Origin of the sequence: Planococcus halocryophilus, from assembly GCF_022489025.1 — a bacterium.
GTDB classification, from domain to species: domain Bacteria; phylum Bacillota; class Bacilli; order Bacillales_A; family Planococcaceae; genus Planococcus; species Planococcus halocryophilus_A.
Genome location: NZ_JAKVTG010000004.1, coordinates 1 through 14,109, shown reverse-complemented (window position 1 = coordinate 14,109; position 14,109 = coordinate 1). Strand labels below are relative to the sequence as shown.

The 14,109-nt window shown below is 39.6% G+C and carries 9 protein-coding genes; 1 reads left to right on the top strand and 8 read right to left on the bottom strand.

What is annotated here, in order from left to right:
- Window positions 1-50 precede the first annotated feature (50 nt).
- The 8 genes from MLE13_RS06240 to MLE13_RS06205 all read right to left on the bottom strand — a co-directional run bounded on the left by MLE13_RS06240 (window position 51) and on the right by MLE13_RS06205 (window position 12,026).
- On the bottom strand, window positions 51-521 hold the full coding sequence (locus MLE13_RS06240) for a hypothetical protein (RefSeq protein WP_240748686.1): 471 nt from the start codon (window positions 519-521) through the stop codon (window positions 51-53).
- A gap of 122 nt (window positions 522-643) precedes the next feature.
- Complete coding sequence (locus MLE13_RS06235) at window positions 644-1,552, bottom strand: HD-GYP domain-containing protein (RefSeq protein WP_240748684.1); 909 nt, start codon at window positions 1,550-1,552, stop codon at window positions 644-646.
- An 88-nt stretch (window positions 1,553-1,640) separates the two neighbouring features.
- Window positions 1,641-2,102 (bottom strand): hypothetical protein, encoded by a 462-nt coding sequence (locus MLE13_RS06230; RefSeq protein WP_240748682.1) that lies wholly within the window; start codon window positions 2,100-2,102, stop codon window positions 1,641-1,643.
- Window positions 2,103-2,347: 245 nt separating this feature from the next.
- The gene (locus MLE13_RS06225; RefSeq protein ID WP_240748680.1) at window positions 2,348-3,835 is read right to left on the bottom strand and encodes a glutamate synthase subunit beta; all 1,488 of its coding nucleotides are present in this window, start codon (window positions 3,833-3,835) and stop codon (window positions 2,348-2,350) included.
- Window positions 3,836-3,905: 70 nt separating this feature from the next.
- Window positions 3,906-8,492, bottom strand: a complete 4,587-nt coding sequence (gene gltB, locus MLE13_RS06220; RefSeq protein ID WP_240748678.1) for a glutamate synthase large subunit — start codon at window positions 8,490-8,492, stop codon at window positions 3,906-3,908.
- Window positions 8,493-8,744: 252 nt separating this feature from the next.
- Window positions 8,745-10,520 (bottom strand): DNA helicase RecQ, encoded by a 1,776-nt coding sequence (gene recQ, locus MLE13_RS06215; protein ID WP_240748676.1) that lies wholly within the window; start codon window positions 10,518-10,520, stop codon window positions 8,745-8,747.
- A gap of 226 nt (window positions 10,521-10,746) precedes the next feature.
- Window positions 10,747-11,532, bottom strand: coding sequence for an SDR family oxidoreductase (locus MLE13_RS06210; protein WP_240748675.1), 786 nt, complete (start codon window positions 11,530-11,532; stop codon window positions 10,747-10,749).
- Window positions 11,533-11,669: 137 nt separating this feature from the next.
- Complete coding sequence (locus MLE13_RS06205; protein WP_008498312.1) at window positions 11,670-12,026, bottom strand: helix-turn-helix domain-containing protein; 357 nt, start codon at window positions 12,024-12,026, stop codon at window positions 11,670-11,672.
- Window positions 12,027-12,576: 550 nt separating this feature from the next.
- Between MLE13_RS06205 and MLE13_RS06200 the strand changes: the two genes are divergently transcribed.
- Window positions 12,577-14,073, top strand: coding sequence for a peptide MFS transporter (locus MLE13_RS06200; RefSeq protein WP_240748673.1), 1,497 nt, complete (start codon window positions 12,577-12,579; stop codon window positions 14,071-14,073).
- Window positions 14,074-14,109 lie beyond the last annotated feature (36 nt).

The window sequence follows — 14,109 nt, the reverse complement described above, 5'->3', positions numbered from 1 at the left end:
TGCCGTTTCTGCAAACGCGCATAGCTTATCATACTTCTATTATAACAAAATCATTTTCCAAATGTTGAATCTTCTGAAGATGATGGATTTTTTTTCAAAGATTCGCTATATTCGGTGCTTCCGCCATAAACTCCACCTGTCGGCTTATTAGGGTCTGAAGAACTTTCACCAGTATCACCTTTAGAACTGTCTGCTGACTTGGTAGTCGACTCTTGAAATTCTTTATTGGCTTTATCCAATACTTCTTTTTCTTTATTCATCATTTCTTGCTGAGCGTCTATTGCTGTTTTTACTTTTTCTACAGCTTTGTTGACCGTTGGTTTTACTTTATCAACCATGCCACCAGATTGTTCATTAAACCGATCGAGCCCTTTTTTAATATTTGCTTTTATGTCTTCTTTACTGGTTTGAGTAGTGCCGCCTGTCATCGTTTTTTGTTGAGTCATTGCCGCACCTATTACCGCACCGAGACCGATTAACACGAGCTTACCGAATATCCCACCTGATGATTTTCTAGACATATGAACCTCTCCTCTTCGTAAGTATATAAACTATTTTGTATAAAGTATTGACTAAATTATTCATTTTCAAACATTTCACTCAAAACAAAAGACACCTCAATATATCATCGGTGTCTCACTAGTTATAAATTTAATTTCCCTTCTTCTTTTAAAACCTGTTCAAAGGCTTTAACAACTTCCTCATCATATTGAATCCCGATCAAGCTGTTAATTTCGGCCATTGCATATTCAGCAGACAAAGCAGCGCGGTAGGCTCGATCTTCTGTCATCGCATCGAACGTATCGCAAACACCAATGATTTTAGCTTCTATCAAGATTTCATCACCTTTTAGTCCGAACGGATAACCTCTTCCGTTCACACGCTCATGATGCTGTTCAATGATGTCTGCAATATCCGCATATGGCGTTTCACGAATCATAGCAGCCCCTTCGCCCGGATGAGTTTTCATCAAATCAAATTCTTCGTTTGTAAGTTTTCCTGGTTTCTTCAAAATTTCTTCTGGAATATTGATCTTCCCTATATCGTGCAATATAGAGGCTAATAACAAGCCCTCTGTTTGTTCTTTTCTTAGTTTCATTTTAGATGCTGTCTTAACTGCATAATGAGCTACTCGAGAACTGTGTTTATGTGTATAACGATCTTTTTTTTCGACAGCTTTCCCTATCTTGCGCAACTCTTTAATGACATCGCTCATATAATGAAAAGTAGGCGCTGTTGAAATCGATAAAAAAGTGACATCTGTTTTGGCTGTAAAATACACTTCTTGTTCTAATTTTTTTGCCGAAAAACAATCATGTGCTTTAAGTAACCGTTTTTCGTTATCTATTTCTACTTCCATTTGTCCCTCTAGAACATAGTAAAATTCTTGGACTGTATCGTTCTCTCCTGGAAAAAGAATAATTAGCGTATCTTTTAAAAAGGCTTGTTTCATCAGTTCAATTCCTTCACCACGACCAAGTAAACTGAGCGTCGTACTTCCGTTATTAACTTTTTCAAGAAACCCATTCTCTAATATTTCCAAGCCTTTCATAAATCCACTTCCTCATATATAAAAAATAAAAGCATAGAATGCTCTATGCTTTTATTTTACACTTTTATTAATTTTTTAGGAAATATTTTTACCAACCAACGCCTACCATTGGATCAATTTTTGCTTCACGATCAGCAAATTTTACCGTAATCCATACTACTTCAACTGTGACTCCCGCAATTCCAGCCTTTTCTACTTCTTTTTTCGTAATGCTTTGAGTTTTCATATCTAAGCTCTTAATTTTCTCAGTAATTTTGCTATCATATTTCTCCCATAAAGCTGCTTTTTGCGCTTCGCCTTGAGTAATTTTTAGCTCTTCAAGATAGTTTTTGTACATTTCATTAGTCTCAACTTGGACTTTTTCGATTTCTGTATAAATTTTCACATTTGCTTTTTCGATACTTTCAATGATTGCCGCAATTTCAGGTGTCATTTCTTTTGAAGTATCATATTCAACTGGTGGTACATTGATTTCTGCAAGTACGTTCATACCCATTCCCATAGCCATAAGCACAGAAAGCAAAGCAACGATTAAACCTTTTTTAAACATATTTATTCCTCCTAGTTTCTATTTTGTTAGAGAGTATAAAATTTCAGTGTATTTACACGTAAAATAATGTATATTATCATCATTTTTTTACTATAAATTCCAACTCTTCACTAATATAGTATATACATTCTACTGAACTTCTACAATGACTTATTAGCTATCTTACTAAAAACATATCCTCCACAAAAAAAGCTGCGACAACTTCGAATTCGAGTTTGTCGCAGCTTGAAAGAATGATTTTTTATTTATGGTAAGACAGTAGTGCCCATTAAGAAACGATCACATTCGCGCGCCGCTTCACGACCTTCGTTTATCGCCCAAACGATTAAACTTTGACCACGACGCACATCGCCTGCTGCAAAAATGCCTTCTACACTCGTATTGTATTTGCCATACTCTGCTTTTGCTCTTGAATTCAGCTCTGTCTCAATTTCCAATTGTTGAAGTAGATCTTGTTCAGGTCCACTAAATCCAATGGCGATTAACACTAAGTCAGCTTTCCAGACTTTTTCAGTACCTGGAATTTCTTCACGAATTCGATTACCTTGTTCGTCAATTTTCAATTTCACATTGACTGTATGCACTTCTTTTAATTCACCCTGTTCATTGCCAACAAACTTTTTAGTCATAACAGCATAAGCTCGTGGATCTTCTCCGAAAGTTGCTGCTGCTTCTTTATGACCATACTCGATTCGATGAACTTTTGGATACTGCGGCCACGGATTGCCTTTTTCGTCACGAATCGCACCTTTTTTGTCATAGACATCAAATTGAACAAGACTCTTACACTCATGACGTACCGATGTCGCTAAACAATCTGTACCCGTGTCTCCGCCTCCGATAACGATGACGTTTTTATCTTTTGCGGAAATATAATTGCCATCCTCCAAGTTTGAATCTAGTAAACTTTTTGTACTAGCATGCAAAAAGTCCATCGCAAAGTGTACACCCTTTAAGTCGCGACCTTCTACATCAATATTCCGGTGCACAGTCGATCCTGTACACATGATTACCGCATCGAAGTCTGCTTTTAGTTTTGAAGAAGGATAGTTCTTCCCTACTTCTACACTTGTAATGAATGTAATGCCTTCTTGCTCAAGGATATTCACACGTCTTGTTACCATGTCGTATGGTAGTTTCATTTCCGGAATTCCGTATGTTAGCAAGCCTCCAACACGGTCACTTTTTTCAAAGACCGTTACTAGATGGCCCGCTTTATTTAACTGAGCTGCTGCTGCAAGGCCTGCCGGACCAGAACCGATGACCGCAACTTTTTTGCCGGTACGTGTTTTAGGTGGCTCTGGCACTACCCAACCTTCTGCAAATCCACGTTCAATGATGGAACGCTCTACTGTGCGTATTGCTACAGGCGGTTCGTTAATGCCTAATACACAGGCGCCTTCACAAGGTGCTGGACATGCCACTCCGGTAAACTCTGGGAAATTATTTTTCAGATGCTCTCGGTGCAATGCTTCTTTCCATTGGTCACGATAGACAAGATCATTCCATTCCGGAATAAGATGGTTTACAGGGCATCCTGTCGTTACATTATCCAGTTCCATTCCCGTATGACAAGTTGGCACTCCACAATCCATACAACGTGCACCTTGCTTTGCAACTTCTTCATTCGATAAAGGGATGGTGTAATCGTTCCAGTCTTTTGTCCGTTCAGCCGGTTTGCGCTCTTTGACTGTTTGCCTGTCGTATTCCATAAATCCTGTTGGTTTCCCCATAGTTTCCCTCCTATACACAATTGCTCGTTTTAAAAATCACTTGGTTAAATCATTTTGAGTGACAGCAGACTTATTTCCCTGCTCCAGCCATTTTACTTTCTTCAAATGCCGCCATTTCAGCTTCGTCTCTTGTCATTCCACCGCTTTGTAACTTATCAATTCGTTCATTGATTTGAAGATAAGCTTTCGGAATAACACGTACAAATTTAGCAGAATAAATATCCCAATTTGCTAATAAGCGCGTTCCGTTGCGACTGCTTGTATAATGCACATGTTTCTTGATCATTTCACGTAATTCTTCGATTTCCGCTGGTTCCGCAAGTGGCTGTAAATGAACCATCTCTGCGTTGCAACGTTTGCTAAATGTACCTTCTTCGTCAAGGACATATGCAACGCCTCCAGACATGCCTGCCGCAAAGTTTTTGCCGGTTTGACCAAGAATTGCGACTCGACCGCCTGTCATATATTCGCAGCCATGATCCCCGACACCTTCGACAACAATGTTTGCTCCACTGTTTCTGACCGCAAAGCGCTCTCCTGCTACACCATAAATATAAGCTTCACCGGCAGATGCTCCATAAAACGAAACATTCCCGATAATGATATTTTTCTCAGGAAGGAACGTTGAATCCAGCGCTGGATACACCAGTATTTTACCGCCCGACAACCCTTTTCCAACAAAATCATTGGCATCTCCGATTAAATTCATCGTCATTCCTTTTGGAATAAATGCTCCGAAACTTTGTCCGGCTGACCCTTGGAAATTTAAGTTGATGGTATCTTCTGGCAATCCTTCTGCACCGTAACGCTTAGAAATTGCACTACCGACAATGGTTCCTGTTGCTCGATGAATATTACGAATTGCCGTAGCCACTTCGACACGTTCACCTGTTTCGATGGCTTTTTTACAACGCGGCAATAGTTCTTGATAATCTAAAGTTTTTTCCAATTCGTGATTTTGTTTAATCGTTGCATAGCGACCTACTTTTTCTGGCAAGTCTGGCTGATACAACAGAGCCGTTAAATCGATGCCACCCGCTTTCCAATGGTCGATTGCCTGATTCGCTTCGATCACATCTGTTCGACCAATCATTTCATTGATCGTACGGAAACCGAGTTCTGCCATTAGTTCTCGCGCTTCTCGTGCGATAAAGCGCATAAAGTTAACAACATGCTCTGGATCTCCGCCGTATTTTTCACGTAACTCTGGATTTTGAGTTGCAATGCCGACAGGACACGTGTCCAAATGACAAACGCGCATCATGACGCATCCCAGTACTACAAGAGGCGCGGTTGAGAATCCAAATTCTTCAGCTCCAAGTAGAGCCGCTGTTACAACATCGCGACCAGTCATCATTTTACCGTCTGTTTCGACAACAATTCGATCACGCAGACCATTTAACAAAAGCGTTTGATGCGTTTCCGCCAAACCGATTTCCCAAGGCAGACCGGTATGCTTCAAGCTTGTTTTTGGCGCCGCTCCAGTTCCTCCGTCATAACCACTAATTAATACAACATCCGCACGACCTTTTGCAACACCCGCCGCAATGGTTCCGACACCGACAGCCGATACTAATTTAACGCTAATACGAGCAGTAGGGTTGGCATTTTTTAAGTTAAAAATCAATTCCGCTAAATCTTCAATTGAATAAATATCGTGATGTGGTGGTGGTGAAATCAGTTCTACACCTGGAGTAGAGCCACGAACTTCTGCAATCCACGGGTAAACTTTCTTCCCTGGTAAATGTCCACCTTCTCCTGGTTTAGCTCCTTGCGCTACTTTAATTTGAATCTCATCAGCATTCACTAAATAATGGCTAGTGACGCCAAAACGACCAGAAGCGACTTGTTTAATCGCGCTACGACGGTTATCTCCGTTTTCATCAGGGATAAAACGAGAAGTTTCTTCTCCTCCCTCTCCTGAATTACTTCTTCCACCAATGCGGTTCATCGCTACAGCAAGAGCTTCGTGTGCTTCTTTACTAATAGAACCATATGACATGGCCCCTGTTTTAAAGCGCGCACAAATTTCTTCAACCGTTTCGACTTCGTCAATCGGTACTGGCGTTCGTTCCTTAAAGGACATTAAGCCGCGCAACGATTGAAGATTCGCCTTTTCATCGGTTAGCAAATTTGTATATTTTTTAAAGACGTCATAGTTATTCGTACGACATGCGTGTTGCAATGTGTGAATTGTTTTCGGGTTGTATTGATGATTTTCTCCATTTTCACGGTATTGGAATTCATCACCCGATTCTAGCGCTTGATCGTCTCCTTGAGCTACAGGATAAGCAGCGGCATGTCTCATGAGCACTTCTTGTGCAATGATATCAAGACCAATTCCGCCCAAACGTGAAGAAGTACGAGTAAAGTATTTATTGATTACATCCATATGGATGCCGACAGCTTCAAAAATTTGAGCACCACGATAACTTTGAATCGTGGAAATACCCATTTTGGACAATACTTTGATAATGCCATCTGTGACAGCTTTGACGTAAGTCGTTTCTGCTTCTTCAAAGCTAACATTTGGAATATCGCCTATTTCGATTAGGTTTTCAATTGTATCAAAAGCTAAGTAAGGGTTAATGCCTTCTGCGCCGTATCCAAGAAGAGCGGCAAAATGATGCACTTCACGAGGTTCTGCAGATTCAAGCAATATACTCATTTGAATACGCGTTTCTTGGCGAATCAAATAATGATGCAAACCTGACACTGCTAAAAGTGCAGGAATTGCTGCATACTCTTCGTTTACGCCACGATCGGATAAAATAAGCAGTTTGGCACCCTCTTTAATGGCTTGATCTGCTTCCGCAAAGACTGCGTCTAATCTTTTTTCCATCGCTGCTGTGCCTTCATCTTTTTTGAATAAAATCGAAATTGTAGCAGGCTTAAAAGCCGGAATGTCTTGCTGACGTAATTTTTCTAGTTCTGCATTTGTTAAAATCGGTGTTTCTAATCGAATATGACGAGCACTTTCCGGTGTTGGTTGAACTAAGTTAGCTTCGGCACCAATAGTGGTCCGCGCAGCTGTAATAATATGTTCACGAATCGCATCAATCGGTGGATTCGTTACTTGGGCAAATAATTGTTTGAAATAATTGTAAAGAAGTTGTGGCTTTTTCGATAAAACAGCTAATGGAGAATCATATCCCATTGAACCGACAGGATCTTTTCCTTCAGTCGCTAGCGGTTTAACGATTTTTTGAACTTCTTCCATTGTATAACCAAAAGCCAATTGCCTTTTGATCAAAGGTTCTGCATCAGTAGATTCCGCTGGCATTACCGGTTCCGGAAGATCTTCCATATCAAACATATTTTTATCGATAAAATCTTTATAAGGCATTTCTCCCGCTATTTGAAGTTTGATTTCTTCATCCGGAATGATTTTGCCTTCTTCTAAATCAACTAACAGCATTTTCCCCGGACGCAAGCGGTCTTTGTAAATAATATCATCCGCAAAAATATCCAATGCACCGACTTCTGAACCCATAACGATCATGCCACTTTTCGTCACATAATAACGGGCAGGGCGTAGACCATTGCGGTCAAGACAAGCTGCTATTTGCTTACCATCAGTAAAGACGAGAGCAGCAGGACCGTCCCACGGTTCCATTAAAGTACTATGATATTCATAGAAATCTCTTTTCTCTTTTTTAATCGTTGGATCATTAACCCATGGTTCTGGTACCATCATCATTGCAGTATGCGCCAGAGATCTTCCAGATAAATGCAAAAATTCAAAGCAGTTATCGAACATTGAAGAGTCACTGCCTGTCTCATCAATAACAGGTAAGACTTTTTGAAGATCTTGTTCATTGAATGCAGGCGATTCGCAAAGCACTTGGCGAGCGCGCATCCAATTGACGTTACCTCTTAAGGTATTAAATTCTCCATTGTGGATTGAGTAGCGGTTCGGATGTGAACGCTGCCAGCTTGGGAAGGTATTCGTACTAAAGCGAGAGTGGACTAGAGCCAACGCTGATTTGAATTCAGGGTGGTTGAGGTCTATATAAAATGAATCTAATTGTTCCGGGATAAGCATGCCTTTGTAAACAATCGTGCCTGCTGAAAGACTGCTAAAATAAACGTCTTTAAAATCGTCTTTTCCGAGCATAGCTTGTTCTACTCGCTTACGAATAATATAAAGTCGTCGCTCAAGGTCGGTTCGGTCTTCTAAACCTTGTGCAGCACCTATAAATACTTGTCGGATAACTGGCTTAGTTTTTGATGCCACTTTACCAACAAATGAATCATTAACCGGTACCGGACGCCATCCAAGACAAATTTGTCCTTCTTCTTGGATAATTTGATGAATCATTTCTTTTGTTTTCATGCGTAAATCATAATCTTGCGGCATAAAGAGCATACCGATGCCGTACTTTCCTTCTTCAGGCAAGGTAATTCCTTCTTTTTCACATTGCTTAAGGAAAAAGCGATGTGGAATTTGAGTCAAAATTCCAGCGCCATCTCCAGTGCTTGTATCTGAGGATTGTCCGCCACGGTGTTCTAGGTTACACAGTATATTAATCGCATTCTGTACAATTGCGTGTGATTTTTCCCCATTGATATTGGCGATCATCCCTATTCCGCACGCCTCATGCTCTTGATCTGGATGATAAAGTCCTTGTGGGATTGGATACTCTTTTTTACTCATCAAACCGCCTCCTTCATAACACTCATGTGTCATAATATTTTGATAGTATATCATAAGTCTGAATATATATACAATTCCCCTAAGTAAAAAAATATTAATAATAGTCCTGAATCCCCATCAAACCAATGAAAACGCTTCCATTTCCCGATTACTAAACAAAATATCCCTATAATAAAACAATGTATATTTATACAAGTCAGACAATTTAAAAATTAAAAAACCCCATTTCATATGGGGTTTTTTTGTTTATATTTATTCATTTTCCATCGCATTAAAAGAGTGGATTGCCACTAAGAATGCTTCTCCATATTTCTCGAGTTTATTGGCACCTACGCCATTCACTTCTAAAAATTCAGCTTCGTTTTCCGGTTTTCTTGCGACCATATCTTGTAATGTTTTATCAGAAAAAATGACAAAAGGAGGAACACCGGCTTCATCTGCTAATTTTTTTCGAATAACACGCAATTCTTCGAATAAAGGATCGTTTGTAGCAATCTGTTTTGTTATTACTGCGCCTTTTCTTAGTACTTGCCGCTTACCTAACAAAACATCTCTCCCACCATCAGGAACGTAAATCGTTGGAAACGACCCTTGTTCGACAGCTAACAATTCTTGAGAAATCATGAATTCGATTAAATTTGAAACTTCTTTTGAATTTTGGTGTTTTAAAATTCCATAAGTCGAGAGTTTATCAAAACCAAAATCCAGTACTTTTTTATTGCGCGACCCGGTTAGCACTTGAGCTGTCATTACTTTTCCGAACTTTTGTCCCATGCGAATCACACATGACAAAACCATTTGGACATCTTTCGTGACATCAAGACTTTCACGGTCATCTAAGCAATTTCCACAATGTCCACAAGGTTCCGCCGCCGTATCTCCAAAATAATGGATGATAAATTGCTGCAAGCAATTTTCTGTATGACAGTAGTCCACCATCCCCTGCAATTTCATTAATTCTCCAGGAATTCGACTAGGATCTTGCGCTTGATCGATTAAAAATCGTTGGGTTTGGACATCTTGTGACGCATACAGCACAATACATTCACTAGGCAAACCATCTCGCCCTGCACGTCCTGCTTCTTGATAGTAGCTTTCCATATTTTTGGGTAATTGATAATGAATAACGAATCGGATATTCGATTTGTCGATCCCCATCCCAAAGGCATTTGTCGCTACCATGACTGTCACTTCGTCATTCAAAAAACGTTCTTGGCCGCTTTTTCTTTCATTGTCTGACATTCCTGCATGGTACTTGGCCGCTTTAATGCCTTTTTTTATTAGCATCTCGTAAACTGAGTCTACGGTTTTGCGCGTAGCGGCGTAAATAATACCTGCTTCTTTATCGTTTTTTGCCACATATTCTTTTACAAATCTCTCACGGTCTTGTCCTCGTACAACCGAAAAGGTTAAGTTCGCTCGTTCAAAACCTGTCATTACAGTATGTTGTTCTTCGATATTTAAAATTCGACAAATATCCTCACGAACTTGAGGAGTAGCGGTCGCAGTCAGTGCTAACACCGTCGGATTATTTGGAAACAATTCCGTCATCCGGCTAATCAAGCGATAACTCGGGCGGAAGTCATGACCCCACTGCGAAATACAGTGAGCTTCATCGACAGCAATCAATGGGACATGAACTCCTTGCAATTCATTCAGGAACATTTCTGAATCCAATCGTTCAGGGGCAATATAAAGCAATTTAATCGCTCCGCGTTGAACATCCATTAGCGTCTCTCGGACTTCATCAAAATCGAGAGAGCTATTTATATAAGCAGCCGGAATACCCGCTGCTAAAAGTGCATCCACTTGGTCTTTCATTAATGAAATCAAAGGCGACACAACTATTGTGGTCCCTTCCATAACAAGCGCTGGAATTTGGTAGCACATTGACTTACCTCCGCCTGTCGGCATGACACAAATCGAATTATGCCCTTCAAAAACTTGCGTAATGGCTTGCTCCTGGCCGACCCGAAATGACTCATAGCCAAAATGGGACTGCAGTAATTTCTTTGCGCTTTCCAACAAAATAGAACACTCCTAATACTCGTATCGTATGAGTTAGCTTACCACATTTCCGCATCTTTTTCTGTGGTAGAATCTCGAGAAGAGCTTCTGTGTAGAGGCAAAAAAATCGCCCTTCAAGTTTGCACTTCAAGGACGATTCTTATATTCCTATTTATTTCAAAAAACACCCTAATCTTCAGGAGTTACCTTACAAGTATTCCTAACTTCAGATTTAACCTTTTCATTTTCAAATTTCCATATTCCACCGCTGCGCTTCTTCTTCTTTCATTTGTTTTTCTGTTTCGCTTGGGAAGACGGTACGGAATTTATGCGTATCGAGAGGAATAACTTCAACCATCTTCTCAATCATTTCGGCAGGGTCGTATTGATTTTCTAGAGCTTGGTCTGCTTCTGCCATGTCTTCTTTACGTGTGAAGTGAATAGCTTCGTCGTACCACTTCCATTTCGCCTCTGCGCTACGATCATTAAAACCTGTCGCAAAAGCACCCGGATTAATCGTAGCTACTTGTACACCATGATCTTTCAGTTCTTTTTGCATCGTAGCCGCGATTCCTTCAATTGCATGTTTAGTCGCGGTATAAGGGCCTACGTATGGTGTCGCCGTAATGCCAGCCATCGAAGACATGAAAACAATTTTCCCTTTTCCTTTATCTACAAATTTCCGCGCAGCAATTTGTGCAGTCTCTAAAGTGCTGAAGACATTAACTTCAAACAACTCCCTGAAATTCGACATCGGCACTTCTGCAAGAGGTCCACCTTCGTTAACTGCAGCGTTGGCTACGAAAACATCAAAATCATATTCAAGCATTTGCGCTAAATCCTGGGGATTTTTAATATCCATTTTAAAAACTTCTAGTTCTAGTCCTTTTGAAGCCGCTTCCTCGCGTAAAGCTGTCACTTGTGGAGCTGTTTCCACCGGCGCAATTACTTTGTGTCCTTTTTCTGCAAGACCGAAAGCAGTTCCTTTTGCTAAACCACTTCCCGCTCCGGTAATAAATACTGTCTTAGTCATCAAATTCATCCTTCCTGAGTTTGTTCTGCTATGTTTTCTGTTTTCCCAGAATAAGAGCAACTAAACAAAAAGAATGGGTAATCAAAAAAACCCCGCTCTTTTAAAAGAGCGGGGTTTTTATATCGGCCTTTTGACAATTATGAAGTAGCTGTACCATAAGTTCCCATACGGCGTTTAACTTGAATAAATGAGGCAGCCTCAGCAATCTCAGTTTGGTTTAGTGGCTGGTCATCTAGCATTAAATTGTAGTCATTTAAGAAACTAGTATTTTGAAGATCTACATTAATAGTCCGTTCGTCGCGATCCAACAAACTGTCGACCGAAATCTCAAAATAATCAGCAAGTCTTTCAAGATGTACTACAGAGACTTGTTTTTTCCCACTTTCATAAGCCCAAACCGTGCTTTTCGCAAAGCCGATTGCTTCTGCCAATTCTTCAGTAGATAGTCCTTTAGCTTCTCTTAAGTCCTTGATTCGTTTGCTTAACTGTTTCATTTACATTCCTGCTCCCTAAATAATATTCTAACTATTTTAAATATACTGCACTTTGAGTTTTTTAGCAATATTTATATGGTTATTATTTAAAAAAATTGTGAATAATTAGTGAACAACAACTAAAGATTACTAAATATGGTAATTAAATAGGATATATTATTTTTTTTTAACATAAAAATAGTTTTTTCAAATAACAGGTAAATAGACACTATAACTTAAAACCGACTTTTCAATACTCGAGACAAATTTTTTTCTTAGGTTTAATCCTCTTCTGATTACATCAGATCAATAACCAACAATAGATTAGTTTCTTCTATATAAAGGAACGAGAAAGGCCAATACAATCTGGTAAGATAATTATTCACTATTAAAGTTTACTATATTAATTTAGTGTTCGGAATTTAATAACTATTTCAAAAAAACAATATCTTATTGTAATGAGACTAATTACACGGCAAAAGAAGCCTTTAGTATTGATTTTAAAATTTATTTTGATTTTTTTAACTAAAAAAAGTATTATGTTAGAATAAACAAAATGGAGGTTTGAATGATGTCTGAAAAGTATTCTCGACAAGAGATTGTTAAAAGCGTTCCTCAAAAAGGCTTTTTTGGTCATCCAAAAGGGTTGTTCACATTATTCTTCACTGAGTTCTGGGAACGGTTCTCTTATTATGGGATGAGAGCCATTCTAGTTTTCTATATGTATTACGAAATGTCTGAAGGTGGACTTGGTCTTGATCAAACGACGGCATTATCCATTATGTCTATCTATGGATCACTCGTTTACATGTCTGGAATTATAGGTGGTTGGTTAGCTGACAGGATATTCGGTACTTCTAAAGCCGTATTTTACGGTGGGATACTTATTATGCTTGGGCATATTGCTCTAGCTATACCTGGAAATCTTGCTTTATTCTTTGTTTCAATGGTCTTAATTGTACTGGGTACCGGTTTATTAAAACCAAACGTATCGAGTGTGGTCGGTGAAATTTATGAAGAAAATGATGACCGGCGCGATGCAGGTTTTAGTATTTTCTATATGGGGATCAACATGGGTGGTTTCTTAGCGCCATTAATCGTTGGTACTGTTGGGATGAAAATCAGCTTCCACTTAGGTTTTAGTATTGCAGCTGTTGGGATGTTCTTTGGTCTTGTAATCTTTGTTCTTACAAAGAAAAAAAATCTTGGCTTGGCAGGAACTGTTGTACCAAACCCATTATTGCCTTCAGAACGCAAGGCAACAATGAAAGCGTTCACTATCGGAGTGTTAGTTATTGCAGCAGCAATTGCTATTGGGATTCCAACAGGACTATTGACGTTCAATAGTTTTGTCGGTACTGTCGGGGTTTTTGGTATCTTAATTCCGATTTTGTATTTCACTGTTATGTATCGCAGCAAAAAGACAACAGAAGTGGAACGCTCACATTTGTTGGCTTATATTCCTTTGTTTATCGCGTCAGTTATGTTCTGGGCGATTCAAGAACAAGGTTCAACAATTCTTGCTGCATACGCAGATACTCGTACAGATCTTGAATTTGCAGGAATCACCATCTCTCCTGCTTGGTTCCAATCGTTAAATCCATTATTCATCATTATGTTAGCACCAGTCTTTGCTTGGATGTGGGTTAAACTCGGAAGCAAACAACCATCAATTCCGCAAAAGTTCTCTCTCGGATTACTATTTGCCGGTTTGTCTTTCTTAGTTATTTTATTACCAGCTTATTTCGGTGGACCATCAGCATTGGTGAATCCACTTTGGCTTGTTCTTAGTTATTTCATCGTTGTATTAGGTGAACTTTGCCTATCTCCAGTTGGATTGTCAGCAACAACTAAATTGGCTCCTGCCGCTTTCTCAGCTCAAACGATGAGCTTATGGTTCCTTTCTAACGCTGCTGCTCAAGCTATCAACGCGCAGTTGGTTAAGTTCTACACAGTTGAAAACGAAATGATGTATTTCGGAATCATCGGTGGCGTTTCAATCGTTCTAAGTATTGCGTTGTTCGCCTTTGCACCACGCATTCAAAGCTTCATGAAAGGCGTTCGCTAATATTTAAAAGAGCGAACATAAAAACCTCGACAGTCA

Bases quoted from the DNA above. Each gene is read 5' to 3' on its own strand.
- MLE13_RS06205 (WP_008498312.1), bottom strand. From the start codon at position 12,026: ATGAAACAGTTAAGCAAACGAATCAAGGACTTAAGAGAAGCTAAAGGA.
- MLE13_RS06200 (WP_240748673.1), top strand. From the start codon at position 12,577: ATGTCTGAAAAGTATTCTCGACAAGAGATTGTTAAAAGCGTTCCTCAA.
- MLE13_RS06230 (WP_240748682.1), bottom strand. From the start codon at position 2,102: ATGTTTAAAAAAGGTTTAATCGTTGCTTTGCTTTCTGTGCTTATGGCT.
- MLE13_RS06210 (WP_240748675.1), bottom strand. From the start codon at position 11,532: ATGACTAAGACAGTATTTATTACCGGAGCGGGAAGTGGTTTAGCAAAA.
- MLE13_RS06235 (WP_240748684.1), bottom strand. From the start codon at position 1,552: ATGAAAGGCTTGGAAATATTAGAGAATGGGTTTCTTGAAAAAGTTAAT.
- MLE13_RS06225 (WP_240748680.1), bottom strand. From the start codon at position 3,835: ATGGGGAAACCAACAGGATTTATGGAATACGACAGGCAAACAGTCAAA.
- gltB (WP_240748678.1), bottom strand. From the start codon at position 8,492: ATGAGTAAAAAAGAGTATCCAATCCCACAAGGACTTTATCATCCAGAT.
- MLE13_RS06240 (WP_240748686.1), bottom strand. From the start codon at position 521: ATGTCTAGAAAATCATCAGGTGGGATATTCGGTAAGCTCGTGTTAATC.